The organism is Variovorax guangxiensis, assembly GCF_003952165.1.
Classification (GTDB): domain Bacteria; phylum Pseudomonadota; class Gammaproteobacteria; order Burkholderiales; family Burkholderiaceae_C; genus Variovorax; species Variovorax guangxiensis.
Genome location: NZ_RXFT01000007.1, coordinates 239,260 through 258,732, shown reverse-complemented (window position 1 = coordinate 258,732; position 19,473 = coordinate 239,260). Strand labels below are relative to the sequence as shown.

The following is a 19,473-nucleotide window of genomic DNA, read 5'->3' as shown; positions in this document are numbered from 1 at the left end:
CCATCAGGAGAATTGCATGACCACCATCAAACAAGCATTCGAAGCGAAATACGGCCGCAGCGCTGAAGATCCTTCCAGCGCCGAGATGTTGGCCATCTTCACCGATGGCTATCAAGCCGCCATAGAGCATTCGGCCCCGCTGGTGAAAGACGCCTTCTGGGAGGGCTTCAACGCCGTCGATGCCAGTGGTGCGCTTAACAGCCCAGACGAAGAATGGCCGAAAAGCCGAGCCGCTGCCGCTATCAGAAGCTCGGGGAGGGGGGAGGGATGAGCACAGCCGCTCTTTCCGAAGAACTGCTCAGCGCCAGCGAGGTCAAGGCGCTGACGGGGAGCGCAAACCCCGACGAGCAGGAGCGCGTCCTGAAGCAGGACGGCATCCCCTACCGCCGCCGCGACAAGCGCATACTGGTGAGCCGATTCCACACCCGCGAATGGCTCGCCGGCCGTACCGTTACGCCGTCGCGCGGGGTCAACCTGGCGCTGGTGAAATGACAGGGAAGTACCCACGGCTTCGATCACATGTGCGCAAGCGCGCCTCCGGCAAGGTCACCGTCTACTACTTCTACGACATGCGCCTGGAAGGCAAGCCCGACGTTCCGCTGGGCACCGACTACGACGAGGCGCTGAAGAAGTGGGACGAGATCCACAACCGGACGCCGCGCATCGCCGGCACGCTCGAGCAGGCGTTCAGCGCGTGGGAAATCGACGAGGCCACCGGCCTGCTGAGCTACAAGAACGCCGAGACCCGCCGCGGGTACGCAAAGAACCTGCGCAAGCTCCGGCCGCCGTTCGGGCCGGCTACATGGGATCAGGTCGACCTCCCGGTCCTGAAGGGCTACCTGCGCGCCCGGTCCGCCAAGACGCAGGGCAATCGCGAGATGGCGCTGCTGTCGATCATCTGGAACTGGGCGCGCGGCGAGGGCTACACCACGCTCCCCTGGCCGGCGGCCGGCATGGAGAAGTCGCGATGGAAGAACCCCGAGAAGCCGCGGCGCGTGAAGGTGCTGGACGAAATCTGGGAGGCGATCCGCTTCGAGGGCGACCAGGTGCTGCAGGACTGCATGGACCTCGGCGCTTCCACCGGGATGCGGCTGACCGACTGCACGACCGTCCTTCTGCCCAAGGGCGACATCCTGCACCTGGAGGCCAGCAAGACCGGGAAAGAGGCCGAGTGGGACCTATCCCTGTCCGAGGTGCTGCCGGAGCTACTGGCGCGGCGTAGGGCCGTCGATGCCCTGCATCTGATGCTCCTGTCCACCCCCGACGGTCGGCCGGTGAACCTTCGGATGCTGCGCTACCGGTGGGACCAGGCTCGCGAACGTGCGGCGGTGAAGGCAGGCATCCATGGCGACACGGAGGCGGTCCACGCGATCCGCTACATGATCCTGCGCGATGCCCGCAAGAGAGCAGCCCAGAAATCGAGCACCTTGGAAGAGGCATCGGCCCTGCTGCAACACTCCAGCACCAGGCTCACGGAGCGCCATTACGGGGGCGTTCGGAAGCTCAAACCGGTGGCCTGAAACACGTTCCGCAAACGTCGAGCCGCAGAGGGAACGACGCCCGGCCAAAAGCGGAACGTTTCGGGCCTCCAGCCCGCATGGATGCTGGAAATCGACTGGGACTCAAAATCCCCCGCCGCAAGGCGTGCCGGTTCGATTCCGGCCCCGGGCACCAGGCTTGGCTCTCCCCCAGGCTTCGCGCACTTCGTGTCGCTGCGCCAACCCCCTTCCGGGGGCGACACTGGTGGCCCGGCAAAACTTGGCTCTCCCCCAGGCTTCGCGCACTTCGTGTCGCTGCGCCAACCCCCTTCCGGGGGCGACACCGGTGGCCCGGCGAAGCCGGTTCCACGGTGTCCCTGGAATTGGGCCCTCCCCTGCCCTAACTCGATTCGGTCTTTTCTTGCAGGCCGGTGTGCACCGTCGGGTGCGACAGGCGCACCCTCAGTTCACGCTTCAGCCTGGAGTTGTCCAGCCGTCGCGATTCACCCATGAAGCTCAGCAGCTGCAGCGGCAGTTGCCGTTCGGCTTCGCCTCGGGCCACGCGGGGCGGGCGGGGCATGCCGTAGATATCGGCGGCGAGATCGATGTAGTCGCCCATGCGCAGCTCGGTGTCGTCCGCGGCGTGCACCACGCGCTGCGGCTTGCCACGGTAGAGCGCGGCGATGCAGGCGCGGGCGAGGTCGTCGGCGTGAATGTGGCTGGTGTAGACGTCGTCCTCCTGCCGCAGCACGGGCGTGCCGCGCTGCAGGCGGGCGCGGGGGGTGCCGTTCTCGCGGTCGGGAGCATAGATGCCCGGGATGCGCAGGATGCTGGCGCGCACGCCGGCGCTGCGGCCGAGCCAGCGCACGGCGCGTTCGGCGTCGACGCGGCGGTGGGAACGTGGGGTGTCGGGCCGCACGGCGCGGGTTTCGTCGATGCGGGCGCCGCCGCAGTCGCCGTAGACGCCGCTGGTGGAGCCGTAGACGAAGGCCGAGGGCAAGGACCGCAGCCGCAGGGCCCGCGCCAGCATGGTGGTGCGCTGGTCGCGCCACCAAGCGAGGCCGCCGTCACGCGCGGGGGGCGCGAGGTGCAGCACGCGGGTGGCGATGCCGGCGAGCCGGCGCAGGGTGGCCGGATCGTCCAGGTTGCCCACCAGGGGGCGTATTCCGGCGGTGCGCAGGACGCCCACGCGGTCGGCCGATGAAGTGAGCGCCACCAGCTGCATGCGCCCGCGCAGGTCGCGCGCCACGCGCTGGCCGACGTCGCCGCAACCGACGATCAGCAGGCGTTCTCGCCGGAACCGCGCTGGCAGCGCGCCGGAGGGGCTATTGATTGAAGGCAAAATCCTGTTCCCGTCTTCCCAATTCAGTTCCAGCTCCCCCGGCCGCCAACGGCCCGGAGGGAGCGTTACCCCTCGAAGAATACCGATGACAGCCACAGCGCCGCACGAAGCGGGCTTTTCCATCACCGTCGAGCCCAGCGGGCGCCATTTCACGGTCCAGGGCGACGAAACCATCCTGGCCGCGGGCATCCGCCAGGGAATCGGCCTGCCCTACGGCTGCAAGGACGGCGCCTGCGGCTCGTGCAAGTGCAAAAAGCTCTCGGGCGAAGTCACGCTGGGCCCGCACCAGAGCAAGGCGCTGAGCGCCGAGGAGCAGCTGGCCGGCTACGTGCTCACCTGCTGCGCCCATCCCACGAGCGACGTGGTGCTCGAATCGCGCCAGGTCACCGAGGCCGGCGCGCTGCCGATCCGCAAGATGCCGGTGCGGGTGATGGCCCTCACGCGCCAGTCGCACGACGTGATGCTGGTGCGCCTGCAGCTGCCGGCCGGCGAGCCGCTGCAGTTCTACGCGGGCCAGTACGTCGAATTCATCCTGCGCGACGGCGCGCGCCGCAGCTACTCGATGGCCAATGCTCCGCACACGCTGGCGCAACCCGGCACGGGCATCGAACTGCACCTGCGGCACCTGCCCGGCGGCAAGTTCACCGACCATGTGTTCGGCGCAATGAAGGAAAAGGAGATCCTGCGCATCGAAGGCCCCTTCGGCAGCTTCTTCCTGCGCGAGGACTCCGACAAGCCGATGATCCTGCTGGCCTCCGGCACGGGCTTCGCGCCCATCAAGGCGCTGCTGGAGCACATGCAGTTCAAGGGCATCGACCGCGCCGCCACGCTGTACTGGGGCGGCCGCCGGCCCGAAGACCTGTACATGGACGGCTGGCTGCGCGAGCAGATGGCGCAGATGCCCAACCTGCGCTACGTGCCGGTGGTCTCCAACGCCACGCCCGAGGACAACTGGACCGGCCGCACCGGCTTCGTCCACAAGGCCGTGCTCGAAGACTTCGCCGACCTGTCGGGCCATCAGGTGTATGCCTGCGGCGCGCCCATCGTGGTCGACTCGGCCAAGCGTGACTACGTTGCGCTGGCGGGGCTGCCCGAAGAAGAGTTCTACGCCGACGCGTTCACCACCGAGGCGGACAAGGCGCTCCCCTGATTTTTCCGATCCACTGCGATACCCCAAGAACAAGATGAAGACGAGACACTTCCTTTTCACCCTCCTCGCAAGCGCCACCGCCCTCATGAGCACCGGCCAGGCCCTGGCGCAGCAATCGCAGCGCCCCATCCGCCTGATCGTTCCCTACGCGGCGGGCGGGCCGATCGACAACACGGCGCGCATCCTGGCCGAGCGCGTGAAGGACACGCTGGGCACGGTCATCATCGACAACAAGCCCGGCGCGGGCGGCAACATCGGCGCCGACGCGGTGGCGAAGGCGCCGGCCGACGGACTGACGATCGGCATCGCGGCCACCGCCACCAACGCGGTGAACCCGTGGCTCTACAGCAGGATGCCGTTCAACGCCGCGACCGACTTCGCGCCGGTCACGCAGATGGTCCGCGTGCCCAACGTGCTGGTGATGAACGCCGACACCGCCAAGCGCCTGAACATCAACAGCGTGGCCGACCTGATCCGCTACGCCAAGGCCAACCCCGCCAAGCTCAACTACGGCAGCGGCGGCAACGGCAGCGCAGGGCACCTCGCGGGCGAGCTGTTCAAGAAAGAGGCCGGTATCTTCGCGCTGCACATTCCGTACAACGGCGGCAACCCGGCGCAGCTGGCGCTGATCTCGGGCCAGGTCGACTTCAACTTCGACAACCTCGCCACCGCCGCGCCGAACATCCGCTCGGGCAAGCTGAAAGCGCTCGCTGTGACGACGCTGCAGCGCAGCAGTTCGCTGCCCGAGGTGCCGCCCGTGGCCGACACGCTCAAGGGCTTCTCCATCGACACATGGTGGGGCCTGGTCGCACCGGCCGGCACGCCGCACGACGTGGTCGTGAAGCTCAACCAGGCCTTCGTGGCGGCACTGAATGCGCCCGAAACGAAGACCCGCTTCGCCTCGCTGCTGGCCGAGCCGGTGGGCAGCTCGCCCGAGCAATTCGGCGCCTTCATGAAGAGCGAGCTCGCCAAGTACGAGAAGGTCGTCAAGGCCACCGGCGCGAAGGTGGACTGACGAGGTCCTCGGGCAAGGCTTCCTCGCGGCGCAACGCCACCGAGGAGGCATCGCCCGAATAGCTGCGCAGCCCCGCGAGGTCGAGCACCTCGACACCGCCATGCTCCACGCGCAGCAGGCCGTCGCGCTGCAGGGCGTGCAGCGCGCGGTTGGCGCGCTGCCGCGACACCGCCGACAGCAGGCCGATCTCGTCCTGGCTCAGCCGCACGAAGCGATCGGCACGCGGATACAGGATCGGATCGAACAGGCTCGCAAGGCAGCGCGCCACGCGCGCGTCCGGGCCCAGCAGGCGGTCGAACTCCATGAGCCCGATGAACAGGCTCAGCCGCGCATTGATGTGTAACAACAGAAACCGATTGAATTCGATGTTCGAGGCCAAGAGGCGCTCGAAGCTGTGCTTCGGGATGCAGGCGACGCGGGTGGGCCGCAGCGCCACGCCGTCGTAGCGCCAGGGGCCGGGTGTGAGCAGGGAGCCCTCGCCGCTCCAGCCTCCGGCAGTGACGCCAGTGAAGGTGGAAACGCGGCCGTCAGGCAGCGACACGGACATCTTGAGCAGGCCGTCCATCACGCCGACCCAGTGATCGGCGGGCTCGCCGCGCCGCACGACGAAACCTCCGGCAGGAACGGTGCGCTCATGGGATTCCTGCACGACCCGGTCGAGCTCCTCGCTCGTGAGGGCTCGCGCCCACAGGCTCTCGCGGAGCATGTTCTCCAGCGCGCTCGTCGACATCGTCGGGTCTCCTCCCAGGACACGGCCGGCCCGTCGCGCGAGCCGGTCCATCGCGGGCCGTAAGAAATGTCGTTCCAACGACATCCTCGGCGCGGCCATGATGCCACAGTCGTTCGCGTTCGCCACCACAACAAGGAGACAACGATGAAGCGATCGAACGAGAGGCCGCGCCCCTCGCGCACGCCGGACGACGACGATTCGCCGGGCCTGCGACGGCGCGAGGTGCTGGGCTATGCGACGGCCGCGCCGCTGCTGTCGGCGACCGCCGGCCTGGGCAGCCTCACCGCATCCTCCCGGGCAGTCGCAGCGCTGCTGCCGATGACGCCGCCCGACACCACCGACCTGATCGACATCGGCGATGCGGTGACCGTGACTTCGCTGCCGACCATGCCCCTCGTGAAGGTGACGAACGCCGAGAACGGCCGCGTGCGGCTCGCGCTGCCGCGGCTGGAGGTGGGCCAGGGCATCGCCACGGCCACCGCGATGATGCTGGCCGACAAGCTGCGCCTGCCGCTGAGCGCGATCGAGGTGACCTCGGCAGACGCCAGCCCCGAGCTGATCTGGAACCAGCTCACCGGCGGTTCGTCGAGCGTGCGCTCGCTGCATGCCGGGATGCCGCTGCTGGGCGGCCTGGGCGGCGTGCTCTCGGGCTCCACGCCATCGGTGGTCGGGCAGCGCGTCACGCGGCTCGACGCGCTCGACATCGTCACCGGGCGCAAGAAGTTCACGCTCGACCAGGCCGTGCCCGGCGCCATGCCGACGATGGTGCGGCGCCCGCCGACCATCAACGGCAAGTTCGTGAGCATCAACAACATGAACACGGTGATGGCCATGCCGGGGGTGATCGGCGTGGTGCCGATTCCATCGACCAACGGCATCACGCCGACGCCGCCCGGCGTGGCCGTGATGGCCGAGACCTTCGGGCAGGCATGGGCCGCGGTGAACGCGCTCGACGTGACCTGGGCCGCCGGCCCGATCGACGGCGAGTCGAACGCCACCCTCATGCGCAAGCTGAAGTCGGCGCTGCTTCCGTTCGCGCTGCCGCCGCTGGGTGCGCTGACCGTGGAGGGCGAATTCGAGTTCGCGCCGGTCTCGCACTGCCCGATGGAAGTGGAATGCGCAATTGCCGACGTGCGCCCGGACCGGGCCGAAATCTGGGCCGGGCTGCAGAGCCCCATCGTCACCCAGCAGGCGGTGGCGGCCGAACTCGGCCTGCCGTTGAACAAGGTGACCGTGCATGTGGTGCCTTCGGGCGGCTCCTTCGGACGGCGCCTCTTCTGGGACCCGGTGCTGCAGGCGATCCAGGTATCGAAGGCGCTCGGGCGACCCTGCCGCCTGATGTACCACCGCACCGACGACATGCGCCACACGCGCATGCGCCCGCCGATGTTCCACAAGGCGCGCGCGACGATGCTGTTGGGCCAGGTGATCGCCTTCGAGCAGCGCATCGCCGGCGTGCGGCTCGACACGCGCCACGGCTTCGGCAACATGCTGGAGGCCGCGGCCATCGCGCTGCCCAACGCCTTTCCGCAGACGGTGGGCAACTTCGCGATCGAGCAGATCATGTTCAAGACCATGGTCTCCTCGCCCTACAACTTCGGCGTGACGACCAAGCTGCTGACGCCGGTGCCGATCGACATGAACACCTGCTCGTACCGCTCGGTGCACATCCAGCCCTCGCGGCTTGTGGAGGAGATCCTGGTCGACGAGATGGCCAGGGCGGCGGGCAAGGACCCGGTCGCCTTCCGGCTCGAATACCTGCGCCTGCCGCGCGCCCGCGCGGTGCTCAAGGCAGTGGCCGAGGCGGCGCAGTGGGGCAAGGCGATGCCCGCGGGCTTCGCGCAGGGCGTGGGCGTGCACCAGGAAACGAAGTCGTTCACGGCCTGCATCGTCGAGATCGACGCCCGGGTGCCGTCGGCTGCGAAGGTGGTTCGCGCCACCATCGCGATCGACGTGGGCACGCCGATCAACCCCTCGGGCATCGAGGCGCAGCTGCAGGGGGGCCTGTGCGAATCGATCGCGCTGGTGCTCAGCGCCGGGCTGCACATCCAGAACGGGCTGCCACTGGAAGGCAGCTATTCGCAGTACCACTTCTCGCGCATGAAGAACTACCCGAAGGACGTGAAGATCATCATCATGCCGCCCAGCGCCGAGGCCATCGGCGGCCTGGGCGAGGTCGGCCTGTCGGCCAGCTCCGGCGCCATCGCCAACGCGTACGCACGCGCCACCGGCACCAAGCCGCGCAGCTTCCCGCTGAACTTCCCGGTCGACTTCACGCCGATCCCGCCGGGCAAGCTGCCCACGCCCGTCAACGTCCAGATCCCGACCTGAGGAGACTCCCCATGCCCGTGCAATCTTTCAAGGTGAACGGCCAGAACGTCGACGTCGACGCGCCCGACGACATGGCCCTGCTCTGGGTGCTGCGCGACAAGCTCGGCATCACCGGGCCGAAGTACGGCTGCGGCATCAACGTGTGCAAGGCCTGCACCTGCCACGTCGACGGAAAGGCGGTAACGGTGTGCTCGGTGCGCGTGTCCGACGTGCGCGGCCGGCAGGTGACGACCATCGAGGGGCTGGCCAACGGCAACACGCTGCATCCGGTGCAGCAGGCCTGGCTGAACCTCGACGTGCCGCAGTGCGGCTTCTGCCAGCCGGGGCAGATCATGGCCGCGGTGGACCTGCTGCGCCGCACGCGCAACCCGACGGACGCCGACATCGACGCCATCGAGAACGTGTGCCGCTGCGGCACCTACGGGCGCATCCGCGAGGCGATCAAGGCCGCCGCGGCGATGATGTAGCCGGCCGAAAAAAGAAAAAAGGCGGTGAGTACCGCCTTTGACTTTGCCTGCGGCTGCGCCCGAGCCAGTGGCTCCGGCGACCGAAACGCCTGCCTACTCGCCCAGGTACGCGGCCCGCACGCGCGGGTCGCTCAGCAGGCCCTTGGCATCGCCGCTCATGGTGATGAGCCCGGACTCCATCACGTAGCCGCGGTCGGCCAGCTGCAGCGCGCGGTTGGCGTTCTGCTCCACCAGCAGGATGGTCACGCCCTGCGAGGCCACGGTCTGCACCACCTCGAAGATCTTGTCGCACATGATGGGCGACAGGCCCATGGTGGGCTCGTCCAGCAGCAGCACCTTGGGGCGCGCCATGAGCGCGCGGCCCATGGCCAGCATCTGCTGCTCGCCGCCCGACATGGTGCCGGCCAGCTGGTCCTTGCGCTCGCGCAGGCGCGGGAAGGTGACGAACACGCGCTCCATGTCGCTCGCGATGCCGGCCTTGTCCTTGCGGATGTAGGCGCCGATCTGCAGGTTCTCGGTGATGGTCATGCGCGTGAACACGCCGCGGCCTTCCGGCACCATCACAAGGCCTTCTTCCACCAGGTCCCATGCGCCGCGGCCCTTGATGCTGCGGCCCAGGAACTCGATGTGGCCGGCGCCCGAGGGCAGCGTGCCGGTGATGGCCTTCATGGTGGTGGTCTTGCCGGCGCCGTTGGAACCGATCAGCGAGACCAGCTCGCCCTCGCGCACCTCGAAGTCCACGCCCTTGACGGCCTGGATGCCGCCGTAGCCGACCTTCAGGCCACTGACTTTCAGCAGGGTCTTGCCGGCGGTCCTGGCTTGCGCGGTGCCGGCGGCGGTGTCTTGTTCGCTCATCGTTGCTGTCGTCATCTCAGTGTCCTCCGGTACCGAGGTAGGCCTCGATCACCTTCTCGTTCTTCTGCACCTCCATCGGGGTGCCCTCGGCGATCTGCTTGCCGTAGTCCAGCACGGTCACGCGGTCGCACAGGCCCATGATGAGCTTGACGTCATGCTCGATGATCAGGATGGTGCGGTTGTCGCGGCGGATGCGGTCGATCAGCTCGCGCAGCGCCACCTTCTCGGTGGAGTTCATGCCGGCGGCCGGCTCGTCGAGCGCGATGAGCTGCGGGTCGGTGGCCAGCGCGCGTGCGATCTCGAGGCGGCGCTGGTCGCCGTACGACAGCGTGCGCGCCTTGTAGTCGGCGAACTTGCCGATGCCCACGTAGTCGAGCAGTTCGTGCGCGCGGTCCGCAATGGCCTTTTCCTCGGCCTTGAAGCCGCCGGTGCGGAACATCGCGCCCAGCACGCCCGAATGGGTGCGGATGTGGCGCCCGACCATCACGTTCTCCAGCGCCGTCATTTCGGCGAAGAGGCGGATGTTCTGGAAGGTGCGCGCGATGCCGGCCTTGGCCACTTCGTGCACGGCCGTCGGCTGGTAGGGCTTGCCCGCGAGCTCGAAGGTGCCGCTGTCGGGCGTGTACAGGCCGGTGATCACGTTGAAGAACGTGGTCTTGCCGGCACCGTTGGGGCCGATCAGTCCGTAGACCTGGCCGCGCTTGATGGTGATGCCCACGTCGGACAGGGCCTGCAGCCCGCCGAAGCGCTTGGAGATGCCCCGGACGTCGAGGATGGTGTCAGTCGTCATGTTGATTCTTCCTCGCGCGTTCAGGGATTGATCGACATGGGACGGGAAGCCGCGCCCGGCAGTTCGTCTGCGGGCGTGTCGACGCCCGGCGCGTGGGTCTGCAGCGAGCCGGGGGCGACCGCGGCGTGGGTCGGGTCGACGGGCACGCCGCCCTTCTTCGTCAGCGACTTGCCGTGCTCCGGCGAGGGCCACAGGCCGCGCGGGCGCACCAGCATGATGACGATCATGGCCAGCGCGATGAACAGCTGGCGCAGGATGGAAGCGTCGAGGCGGCCGTCGGTCAGCGACTGCAGCGGACCGGCCACGTAGCGCAGCACTTCGGGCAGGGCGGCCAGCAGGATGGCGCCCAGGATCACGCCGGGAAGGTGGCCGATGCCGCCGAGCACGACCATCGCCACGATCATCACCGACTCCATCAGGCTGAAGGACTCGGGCGACACGAAGCCCTGGAAGGCAGCGAACATCGCGCCGGAGACGCCGCCGAAGCTCGCGCCCATGCCGAAGGCCAGCAGCTTCATATTGCGGGTGTTGATGCCCATCGCCTTGGCGGCGATCTCGTCCTCGCGGATGGCCATCCAGGCGCGGCCGATGCGCGAGAGCTGCAGGCGGTGCGAGATGAGGATGGTGACCAGCACCAGCGCCAGGAACAGGTAATAGTAGAGCGTGACCGAGGAGATGGTGAAGCCGTCGAACTTCAGCGCCTTGCCCAGGTCGAGCCCCCAGAACTTGATCGAGTCGATCGAGGTGATGCCCTTCGGACCGTTGGTGATGTTCACCGGCTGGTCGAGGTTGTTCAGGAACACGCGGATGATTTCGCCGAAGCCGAGCGTCACGATGGCGAGGTAGTCGCCGCGCAGCTTGAGCGTGGGCGCCCCCAGCAGCACGCCGAGCACCGCCGCCAGCACGAAGGCCAGCGGTATCACGATCAGCAGCGAGGTGTGCATGCCGTTCGGGAAGGTGATCTTGAACCACTCGAAGGTCTCGGACAGGTGCGACGACCCCATCAGCGCGAAGAGGTAGGCACCCACCGCGAAGAAGGCCACGTAGCCCAGGTCGAGCAGGCCGGCATAGCCGACCACGATGTTCAGGCCCAGGGCCAGCAGCACGTAGAGCAGTGCGATGTCGGCGATGCGCACCCAGGCGTTGCCTTGCATCTGCAGCAGCAGCGGCAGCGCGAGCACGGCGATGGCGCCGATGACGTAGAGGGCGAGGTTCTTGCTGTTCTTCATGATGGCAAGCTCCTCAGGCGCGGTCGGCCACGCGTTCGCCCAGCAGGCCCGAAGGACGCAGCGTGAGCATGGCGATCAGCACGATGAACGCGAAGATGTCGCTGTAGTTGCTGCCCAGCACCCCGCCGGTCAGCGTTCCGATGTAGCCCGAGCCAATAGCCTCGATGAGGCCCAGCAGGATGCCGCCGACCACCGCGCCGGCCAGGTTGCCGATGCCGCCGAACACGGCCGCGGTGAAGGCCTTGAGGCCGGGCAGGAAGCCCATGGCGTGCTGCGCGATGCCGTAGTTGGAGGCGTACATCACGCCGGCGATCGCCGCGAGCACCGCGCCGATGATGAAGGTGGCCGAGATGACCATGTCGGGGCGGATGCCCATGAGCGCGGCGACGCGCGGGTTCTCGGCAGTGGCGCGCATCGCGCGGCCGAGCTTGGTGTAGTTGACCAGCCACATGAGCACCACGAGCGAGAACGCCGTGACGCTGAGGATCATGACCTGGGTGGGCGAGATGACCGCGCCGCCGAGGTGGATGGGATCGGAAGGCAGGAGCGTGGGATAAGCCTTGTTGGTCGGCTTCCAGATGATCATCGCCAGCGTCTGCAGCAGGATCGACATGCCGATGGCGGTGATGAGCGGCGCGAGCTTGGGGCTGTTGCGCAGCGGCCGGTAGGCCACTTTCTCGATCACGAAGTTCAGGGTTGCCGCGACGACGCAGGCAATGATCAGCGCGATGAAGAGGATCAGCCATCCCGGTGTGTTGGGCATGCCGTCCTTCATGAGTCCGATGATGGTCCAGCTCGTGAGCGCCCCCACCATCAGCACTTCACCGTGCGCAAAGTTGATCAGATTGATGATGCCGTACACCATTGTGTAGCCCAGGGCTATCAAGGCGTACATGCTGCCGAGAACCAGACCGTTGATGATCTGCTGCAGCAAAATGTCCATAACGCGATTTCCTATGTGTTGCACCGTTGGGGTGCCATTCACCCACCGGGTCACCGGTTTGGCGCCCCTGGCTTGACAAGCAAAAAACCAGCCAACATGTGTCGCCGGCGGATTTGTGGGCGGGATTGTAGTCACGCACCAGCGCCGATTCGGTGCGCGCGGACCGGGGTTTACCCGCTCACGTCATGCTGTATGCGCGTGGGGTCATGCACGCTTCGCGCACATGGTGCAACAGGGTATAGACGGCTGTATCAGCCCTTGGCTTCGTCGTTCCGGCGGCGAAGGTCGCGCAGCTTTTCCGCGATGCGGATTTCGAGTCCACGCTCCACCGGTTCGTAGAAGACTTGGCCTTCCAGGCCGTCGGGAAGGTAGCGTTCGCCGGCGGCGAAACCGCCCTCCTCGTCGTGCGCATAGCGGTAGCCCTTGCCGTAGTCGAGCTGCTTCATGAGCTTGGTCGGCGCATTGCGCAGGTGCATGGGCACCGGGCGCGTGGTGTCGGTCTTCACGAGGGCGCGTACCGCGTTGTAGGCCTTGTAGACGGCGTTCGACTTGGGCGCGATCGCGAGGTAGACCACGCACTCGGCCAGCGCCAGCTCGCCTTCCGGGGTACCCAGCCGCTCGTACACCTCGGCGGCGTCGAGCGCCAGGCGCAGCGCGCGCGGATCGGCCAGGCCGATGTCTTCGCTGGCCATGCGCACCAGGCGGCGCGCCATGTAGCGCGGATCGGCGCCTCCGTCGAGCATGCGCACGAACCAGTAGAGCGCGGCATCGGGGTCGCTGCCGCGCACCGACTTGTGCAGCGCACTGATGGTGTCGTAGAACTGTTCGCCGCCCTTGTCGTAACGGCGCATGCGTTCGCCGAGCACGCGAAGCAGCCATTCGTCGGTGATGTGGTCGAGCTTCTCGGCGCGCGCGGCGACCGCAAGGGTTTCGAGCGTGTTGAGCAGCCGGCGGGCATCGCCGTCGGCATAGGCCACGAGGCGGTCGACCGCGGCGTCGTCGATGGCGGGCACGGCCTGTATGGCCTGCGCGCGCGCAACGATCTGCTTGAGGTTGCTCTCGTCCAGAGACTGCAGCACGTAGACGGCCGCGCGCGACAGCAGCGCCGAATTGACCTCGAACGAGGGGTTCTCGGTGGTCGCGCCGATAAAGGTGAAGAGGCCCGACTCCACGTGCGGCAGGAAGGCGTCCTGCTGGCTCTTGTTGAAGCGGTGCACCTCGTCGACGAAGACGATGGTGCGCTGCTGCGTGAGCCCGTCGCGCGCGGCAGTGGCGCGCTCGACCGCCTCACGGATGTCCTTCACGCCGCCGAGCACCGCGCTGATGCTCAGGAACTGCGCGTCGAAGGCATCGGCCATCAATCGCGCGATGGTGGTCTTGCCCGTGCCCGGCGGGCCCCACAGGATGCAGGAATGCGGCTGGCCCGACTCGAAGGCGATGCGCAGCGGCATGCCCGGGCCGAGCAGGTGCTGCTGGCCGATCACCTCGCCCAGGGTCTTGGGACGCAGGCGTTCGGCAAGGGGCTGGTGGGCTGAAGTGGCCAATCCGGTGGGCTTGCCTGTTTATGGATTACTGCTTGACGACGTCCGCGCCGGCCGGCGGCTTGAAGTCGAACACGCTGGCGGGCAGCGAGGGATTCACTTCGACCTTGCTGAACTTCAGCACCGAGCGCTGGCCGAAGCTGTCGAGGATCTCGAGCGCCGCCAGCGCATCGCCCTGGAAGCCGACCTGCACGCTCTGCAGCTGGCCGTCCTTGTTCTTCGGCGTGGCCTTGACCCACTGCATGCCGTCGCGGTCGGGCGCGGACTCCAGCGTGAAGTCGGCCTGCAGCGCCTTCAGGTCGGGCGCCGCGGCGATCAGCGCCGCGGGCGTGGAGCCCAATGCCTGCGCCTGCGCGCGCTGCGTGACCTGGTTCAGGTCGGCGTCGTAGAGCCACAGCGTCTTGCCATCGGCCACGATGCTCTGCGCGAAGGGCTTCTGGTAGTCGAACTTGAACTTGCCGGGGCGCTGGAATTCGAAGGTGCCGGCCGAGGTCTTGGTACGGCCCGGCTGGCCTTCACGCGCGGGCGCGGTGACGGTCTGGGTGAAGTCGGCGCGGCCGGACTTCACCGTCTTCACGAAGGTTTCGAGGCTGTCGATCCCGCCCGCCCAGGCATTGACGGAACTCAGCAGGCCGATCAGTAGCCAGTGACGCAATTTCAATTTGGATTCCTCTGAATGGCTGTGGCACCAGGCTTTCGACCCTACCCGCCGCGAATTGCGGCAGGTGTAGGCCTTGATGAAGATTTGCAATGCCGAAAGGCGCTTTTGCAAATTGCCTTTCAGCACGTAACCTGGGTGATCCGGGGCCTTGCGGCCGTCATTCGGCCGCGCGCGCGGGCACCAGGATCTCTCGCTGGCCGCTGCCGCTCATGGCGCTGACGAGGCCTGCCTTCTCCATGTCCTCGACGAGGCGCGCGGCGCGGTTGTAGCCGATCTTCAGGTGGCGCTGCACCAGCGAGATGCTGGCCTTGCGGTTCTTGAGCACCACTTCGACCGCCTGGTCGTACATCGGGTCCTTCTCGCCGTCGCCACCGCCACCGAGCAGGTCGCCGTCACCGTCGCCATCGACCGTACCGCCTTCGAGCACGCCTTCGATGTAGTCGGGCTCGCCCTGGCTCTTGAGGTAGGCCACCACGCGGTGCACTTCGTCGTCGCTGACGAAGGCGCCGTGCACGCGGATCGGCAGGCCGGTGCCACTGGGCATGTAGAGCATGTCACCCATGCCCAGCAGCGCCTCGGCGCCCATCTGGTCGAGGATGGTGCGGCTGTCGATCTTGCTCGACACCTGGAAGGCGATGCGGGTCGGGATGTTGGCCTTGATCAGGCCGGTGATCACGTCCACGCTGGGGCGCTGGGTGGCGAGGATGAGGTGGATGCCGGCCGCGCGCGCCTTCTGCGCGAGACGGGCGATCAGCTCCTCGATCTTTTTGCCGACCACCATCATCAGGTCGGCCAGCTCGTCGATGACCACGACGATGTGCGGCTCGCGCTTGAGCGGCTCGGGATCGTCCGGCGTGAGGCTGAAGGGGTTGTAGATGAACTCCTCGCGCGCCTTGGCCTCGTCGATCTTGGTGTTGTAGCCGGCCAGGTTGCGCACGCCCAGCTTGCTCATGAGCTTGTAGCGGCGCTCCATCTCGGCCACGCACCAGTTCAGGCCGTGCGCGGCCTGGCGCATGTCGGTGACCACGGGCGCCAGCAGGTGCGGGATCCCTTCGTAGACCGACATTTCGAGCATCTTCGGGTCGATCATGAGCAGGCGCACGTCGCGCGCCTCGGCCTTGTAGAGCAGCGACAGGATCATCGCGTTGATGCCCACCGACTTGCCCGAACCGGTGGTACCGGCCACCAGCACGTGCGGCATCTTCGCGAGGTCGGCCACCACGGGGTTGCCGATGATGTCCTTGCCGAGGCCCATGGTGAGCATCGACTTGCCTTCGTTGTAGACCTGCGAGCCCAGGATCTCGCTGAGCTTGATCGACTGGCGCTTGGCGTTCGGCAGCTCGAGCGCCATGTAGTTCTTGCCGGGGATGGTCTCGACCACGCGGATCGACACCAGCGAGAGCGAGCGCGCAAGGTCTTTCGCGAGGTTGACGATCTGCGAGCCCTTGACGCCGGTGGCGGGCTCGATCTCGTAGCGAGTGATGACGGGGCCCGGCGAGGCCAGCACCACGCGCACCTCGACGCCGAAGTCCTTGAGCTTCTTCTCGATCATGCGCGAGGTCATCTCGAGCGTGTCGGCGGAGACGGTTTCCTGGCGAGCCTGCGCGGGGTCGAGCAGGTCGACCTGCGGCAGCTTGCTGTCGGGCAGTTCGTTGAAAAGCGGCTTCTGGCGCTCCTTGACGACGCGGTCGCTGCGGGGCACTTCGGTCATCGCGGGCTCGATCTGCACCGGCGGCGATGGCGGGCGCCGCTTGGGGCGCGGCTCGATGAGGATTTCGTCATCGCCGCCGCCACCGCCACCACCGGCATAGGCGCCGGACGAAGGCGACAGCGAGGGCTCGGAACGGCCGGAGTCGACGTCTCCGCGCGTGAAGCCGTGGTCGTCGGCCTCGGCGCGCTCGCGGGCGGCCTGCTTGCCCATGGCGATGTCGGCTGCGAGTTCGCGCTTTTCGCGGCGCGATTCGAAGAGCGAATAGAAGCGCGCGCCGATGCGCTCGGCGATCAGGCTCCAGGAGAAACGGAACACCAGCGCGGAGCCGATCACGCCGCCGGCGATGGCCACCAGCGCCGATCCGGTGAAGCCCATCCAGCGCACGCTGGCGGGACCGACCAGGTATCCCAGCGCACCGCCGCCAGAGCCCGGCAAGTGCGCTTCGAGCCGGTACAGCCGCGACCACTCGAGCACGGTACTTGCGCAAAGCAGCAGGATCAGGCCGAGCCAGAAGGCAAGGCGGCTGCGGTTGAAGCGCCCGCGCGGGGTTGCCTGTTCGGCCGCCGAGGGTTCGCCGCCGCGCAGCCAGTTGGCCAGCGAAGACAGCCAGGCGCGCAGCCCGGCGAAAAGGCACCACCAGACGGAATAGCCGGCGGCGTAGTAGCTGCCATCGGCCAGCCAGGCGCCGATGCGGCCGCCCCAGTTCTTGATTTCGCCCCCGGTGCCCGAGGTAGACCAGGCGGCATCGGAGGGCGTGAAGCTCAGCATCGAGAGCAGCCAGAACAGCAGCGCTGCGAATCCTGCGATCAGCGTGATCTCGTGGGCGAAGCGCATGGCGCGCACGCGCACGGGTTGCCCCTCGGCGGCAGAAGAAGATTGAAGCGTATTCAGCGAATAGGTCATGAAAAACACGGCGCCCAGTCCCTGTGAAGCGGGGCCGGATGCACGAACACTACAACAAAAGGCCGGGGCCGCCGTTACCAGCGGCCCCGGCCCTGGAGGCTCAGGCCAGAGACAGGAGCCGTTCCTTGACGATCATCGATCCGTCGTCCTGCGTCTGGACGAAACCGCGCTCTTCGAGATCCTTCATCACGCGGCTCACCATTTCGCGCGAGGCGCCGACCATCTTGGCCAGGTCCTGGCGGGAGATCTTGTCGCGCACCTTGAGATTTCCGGCGCCGTCCTCGATGGCGAATTCGAGCAGAGAGCGGGCCACGCGCCCGTAGACGTCCATCAGCGCCAGCGATTCGATCTTGCGGTCGGCATGGCGCAGGCGCTGCACGAGGCCGCGCATGATGTTGTACGCCATGGAGGAGTTCTCGGGCAGGCAGCGCGCAAAGGCGTCGCGGCCCAGCATGAGCACATCGCACTGGATTTCGGTGCGCACGGTAGCCGAATGCGGCTCGTCGTCGATCAGGCTCATCTCGCCAAGATAGTCGCCGGGGTGCAGCGTGGCGAGGATGACCTCGCGCCCGCGGCTGTCGGCGCTGGTGACGCGCGCACGTCCGGTCAGGATGATGTAGAGCGCATCGGACTTCTTGCCCTGCTCCACAACGACTTCCGCGCGCTTGAAGCGCTTCTTGATGATCGCGTCCGCGATGCTAGCGGACTGCGTGGCCGTCAACGACGCGAACAATGGAACGCGCCGAAGCAATTCGAGGTTGGACAGCATCGACATTTATCAATCCCTGAGACAGCGGGCGGAGCAATCCAGAAAGCAGCAAGCCGATGGATTACTACAATCGCGCGCATTGAAAACACCGTTTACCCGGTGTTGAACCGGGCAGTGATACTCCATATATATCGCTACCACCCTGAAAATGTACACGCTGAAGCAGCGTCCATCCTAGGTTTTCTACTCATGTCCGCTCCCCAACACGCCAAGGTTTTGATTCTGGGCTCCGGCCCTGCCGGCTATACCGCCGCCGTCTATGCGGCACGCGCAAATCTGCAGCCACTGCTCATCACCGGCATCGCCCAGGGCGGACAGCTGATGACCACCACCGAGGTCGACAACTGGCCGGCCGACGTCCACGGCGTGCAGGGCCCCGACCTGATGCAGCGCTTCCTGGAGCATGCGGAGCGCTTCAAGACGCAGATCGTTTTCGACCACATCAACAAGGTCGACCTGAGCAAGCGCCCCTTCACCCTCACGGGCGACAGCGGCACCTACACCTGCGACGCACTGATCATTGCCACCGGCGCTTCGGCGAAGTACCTGGGCCTCGACTCCGAACAGAAGTTCATGGGCCGCGGCGTTTCCGCGTGCGCGACGTGCGACGGCTTCTTCTACCGCGAGCAGGAGGTCTGCGTGATCGGCGGCGGCAACACGGCCGTCGAGGAAGCGCTCTACCTCGCCAACATCGCGAACAAGGTCACCCTGGTGCACCGCCGCGACAAGTTCCGCGCCGAGCCGATCCTGATCGACAAGGTCATGGAGAAGGTCGCCGAGGGCAAGATCGAACTGAAGCTGCACAACGAGCTCGACCAGGTGCTGGGCGACGACACGGGCGTGACGGGCATCCGCATCAAGAACACGCAGACCGGCGCCACCGAGCAGATCGACCTCAAGGGCTGCTTCATCGCCATCGGGCACCACCCCAATACCGACATCTTCCAGGGCCAGCTGGAGATGAAGGACAACTACATCCTGACACGCTCCGGCCTGCAGGGCTTCGCCACGATGACCAGCATTCCGGGCGTTTTCGCCGCCGGCGACGTGCAGGACAACGTCTACCGCCAGGCCATCACCAGCGCCGGCACCGGCTGCATGGCCGCGCTCGACGCACAGCGCTTCCTGGAACAGGACGGCACGCTGTAACCACCGAGCCTCCAAAAGGGCTATAATCCAAGGCTTTGCCGAAACAGGGCTCTCCCACGAGCCGCGGCAAAGTCGGGGTACCGCCACCCGTTTTCTGGCGAGGTCAAGCTGCAAAACACCTGCGATCGCCCTGATTGCACTGGTGCCAGCTGTTCAAGAAAGAGTGTCCTCATGGCACGCGTATGCGACGTAACGGGCAAGGGCCCGATGGTCGGAAACAACGTTTCCCACGCCAACAACAAAACCAAGCGCCGGTTCCTGCCGAACCTGCAATACCGCCGTTTCTGGGTCGAAAGTGAAAACCGCTGGGTTCGCCTGCGTGTTTCGAGCGCCGCGCTGCGCCTGATCGACAAGAACGGTATCGACTCCGTGCTCGCAGACCTGCGCGCACGCGGCCAAGCCTAAGGAG

At 66.9% G+C, this 19,473-nt stretch carries 19 protein-coding genes and 1 tRNA gene; 10 read left to right on the top strand and 10 right to left on the bottom strand.

Annotated features, from left to right (window positions below; all coding sequences use genetic code 11):
• The first annotated feature begins 16 nt into the window (after positions 1–16).
• The 4 genes from EJP67_RS18375 to EJP67_RS18360 all read left to right on the top strand — a co-directional run bounded on the left by EJP67_RS18375 (position 17) and on the right by EJP67_RS18360 (position 1,674).
• Complete coding sequence (locus EJP67_RS18375) at positions 17–271, top strand: hypothetical protein (RefSeq protein ID WP_126023143.1); 255 nt, start codon at positions 17–19, stop codon at positions 269–271.
• Positions 268–492: a DUF4224 domain-containing protein gene (locus EJP67_RS18370; protein WP_126023142.1), complete on the top strand. Its 225-nt coding sequence runs from the start codon at positions 268–270 to the stop codon at positions 490–492. The genes EJP67_RS18375 and EJP67_RS18370 overlap by 4 nt, the downstream gene beginning before the upstream one ends.
• A 29-nt stretch (positions 493–521) precedes the next feature.
• Positions 522–1,520, top strand: coding sequence for a site-specific integrase (locus EJP67_RS18365; RefSeq protein ID WP_240650696.1), 999 nt, complete (start codon positions 522–524; stop codon positions 1,518–1,520).
• A 71-nt stretch (positions 1,521–1,591) separates the two neighbouring features.
• Positions 1,592–1,674: transfer RNA gene (locus EJP67_RS18360), tRNA-Leu, on the top strand.
• Between the two features lie 204 nt (positions 1,675–1,878).
• Here the strand turns inward: EJP67_RS18360 and EJP67_RS18355 are convergent.
• On the bottom strand, positions 1,879–2,820 hold the full coding sequence (locus EJP67_RS18355; protein WP_126023141.1) for an NAD-dependent epimerase/dehydratase family protein: 942 nt from the start codon (positions 2,818–2,820) through the stop codon (positions 1,879–1,881).
• A gap of 85 nt (positions 2,821–2,905) precedes the next feature.
• Here EJP67_RS18355 and EJP67_RS18350 point away from each other — a divergent pair, with 85 nt between their 5' ends.
• Positions 2,906–3,970, top strand: a complete 1,065-nt coding sequence (locus EJP67_RS18350) for a CDP-6-deoxy-delta-3,4-glucoseen reductase (RefSeq protein ID WP_126023140.1) — start codon at positions 2,906–2,908, stop codon at positions 3,968–3,970.
• Positions 3,971–4,004: 34 nt separating this feature from the next.
• Positions 4,005–4,985: a Bug family tripartite tricarboxylate transporter substrate binding protein gene (locus EJP67_RS18345; RefSeq protein WP_126023139.1), complete on the top strand. Its 981-nt coding sequence runs from the start codon at positions 4,005–4,007 to the stop codon at positions 4,983–4,985.
• Here the strand turns inward: EJP67_RS18345 and EJP67_RS18340 are convergent.
• A complete protein-coding gene (locus EJP67_RS18340) occupies positions 4,957–5,715 on the bottom strand; it encodes a Crp/Fnr family transcriptional regulator (protein ID WP_126023138.1) in 759 nt (252 codons plus the stop codon). The genes EJP67_RS18345 and EJP67_RS18340 overlap by 29 nt on opposite strands.
• 144 nt (positions 5,716–5,859) lie before the next feature.
• On the opposite strand from EJP67_RS18340, the gene EJP67_RS18335 reads away from it, so the two are divergent.
• Positions 5,860–8,046, top strand: coding sequence for a xanthine dehydrogenase family protein molybdopterin-binding subunit (locus tag EJP67_RS18335; protein WP_126023137.1), 2,187 nt, complete (start codon positions 5,860–5,862; stop codon positions 8,044–8,046).
• 11 nt (positions 8,047–8,057) lie between these two features.
• Positions 8,058–8,513 (top strand): (2Fe-2S)-binding protein, encoded by a 456-nt coding sequence (locus EJP67_RS18330; protein WP_126023136.1) that lies wholly within the window; start codon positions 8,058–8,060, stop codon positions 8,511–8,513.
• Between the two features lie 93 nt (positions 8,514–8,606).
• Here the strand turns inward: EJP67_RS18330 and EJP67_RS18325 are convergent, their stop codons facing one another.
• The 8 genes from EJP67_RS18325 to EJP67_RS18290 form a co-directional block, all read right to left on the bottom strand.
• Complete coding sequence (locus EJP67_RS18325; protein WP_126023250.1) at positions 8,607–9,368, bottom strand: ABC transporter ATP-binding protein; 762 nt, start codon at positions 9,366–9,368, stop codon at positions 8,607–8,609.
• A gap of 16 nt (positions 9,369–9,384) precedes the next feature.
• Positions 9,385–10,158 carry an ABC transporter ATP-binding protein gene (locus tag EJP67_RS18320; protein ID WP_126023135.1) on the bottom strand — a complete coding sequence of 258 codons (774 nt, stop codon included), beginning with the start codon at positions 10,156–10,158 and terminating at the stop codon, positions 9,385–9,387.
• 20 nt (positions 10,159–10,178) lie between these two features.
• Positions 10,179–11,387: a branched-chain amino acid ABC transporter permease gene (locus tag EJP67_RS18315; RefSeq protein ID WP_126023134.1), complete on the bottom strand. Its 1,209-nt coding sequence runs from the start codon at positions 11,385–11,387 to the stop codon at positions 10,179–10,181.
• A 13-nt stretch (positions 11,388–11,400) separates the two neighbouring features.
• A complete protein-coding gene (locus EJP67_RS18310; protein WP_019654264.1) occupies positions 11,401–12,330 on the bottom strand; it encodes a branched-chain amino acid ABC transporter permease in 930 nt (309 codons plus the stop codon).
• A 251-nt stretch (positions 12,331–12,581) separates the two neighbouring features.
• The gene (locus EJP67_RS18305; RefSeq protein WP_126023133.1) at positions 12,582–13,874 is read right to left on the bottom strand and encodes a replication-associated recombination protein A; all 1,293 of its coding nucleotides are present in this window, start codon (positions 13,872–13,874) and stop codon (positions 12,582–12,584) included.
• Positions 13,875–13,899: 25 nt separating this feature from the next.
• Positions 13,900–14,532, bottom strand: a complete 633-nt coding sequence (lolA, locus tag EJP67_RS18300; RefSeq protein WP_126023132.1) for an outer membrane lipoprotein periplasmic chaperone LolA — start codon at positions 14,530–14,532, stop codon at positions 13,900–13,902.
• A 157-nt stretch (positions 14,533–14,689) separates the two neighbouring features.
• Positions 14,690–17,146 carry a DNA translocase FtsK gene (locus EJP67_RS18295; RefSeq protein WP_126023249.1) on the bottom strand — a complete coding sequence of 819 codons (2,457 nt, stop codon included), beginning with the start codon at positions 17,144–17,146 and terminating at the stop codon, positions 14,690–14,692.
• Positions 17,147–17,246: 100 nt separating this feature from the next.
• Positions 17,247–17,921, bottom strand: coding sequence for a Crp/Fnr family transcriptional regulator (locus EJP67_RS18290; RefSeq protein ID WP_126023131.1), 675 nt, complete (start codon positions 17,919–17,921; stop codon positions 17,247–17,249).
• Positions 17,922–18,104: 183 nt separating this feature from the next.
• Here EJP67_RS18290 and trxB point away from each other — a divergent pair, with 183 nt between their 5' ends.
• Positions 18,105–19,064 carry a thioredoxin-disulfide reductase gene (trxB, locus tag EJP67_RS18285; RefSeq protein ID WP_126023130.1) on the top strand — a complete coding sequence of 320 codons (960 nt, stop codon included), beginning with the start codon at positions 18,105–18,107 and terminating at the stop codon, positions 19,062–19,064.
• A 171-nt stretch (positions 19,065–19,235) separates the two neighbouring features.
• Positions 19,236–19,469: a 50S ribosomal protein L28 gene (gene rpmB, locus EJP67_RS18280; RefSeq protein WP_019654270.1), complete on the top strand. Its 234-nt coding sequence runs from the start codon at positions 19,236–19,238 to the stop codon at positions 19,467–19,469.
• The last annotated feature ends 4 nt before the right edge of the window (positions 19,470–19,473 follow it).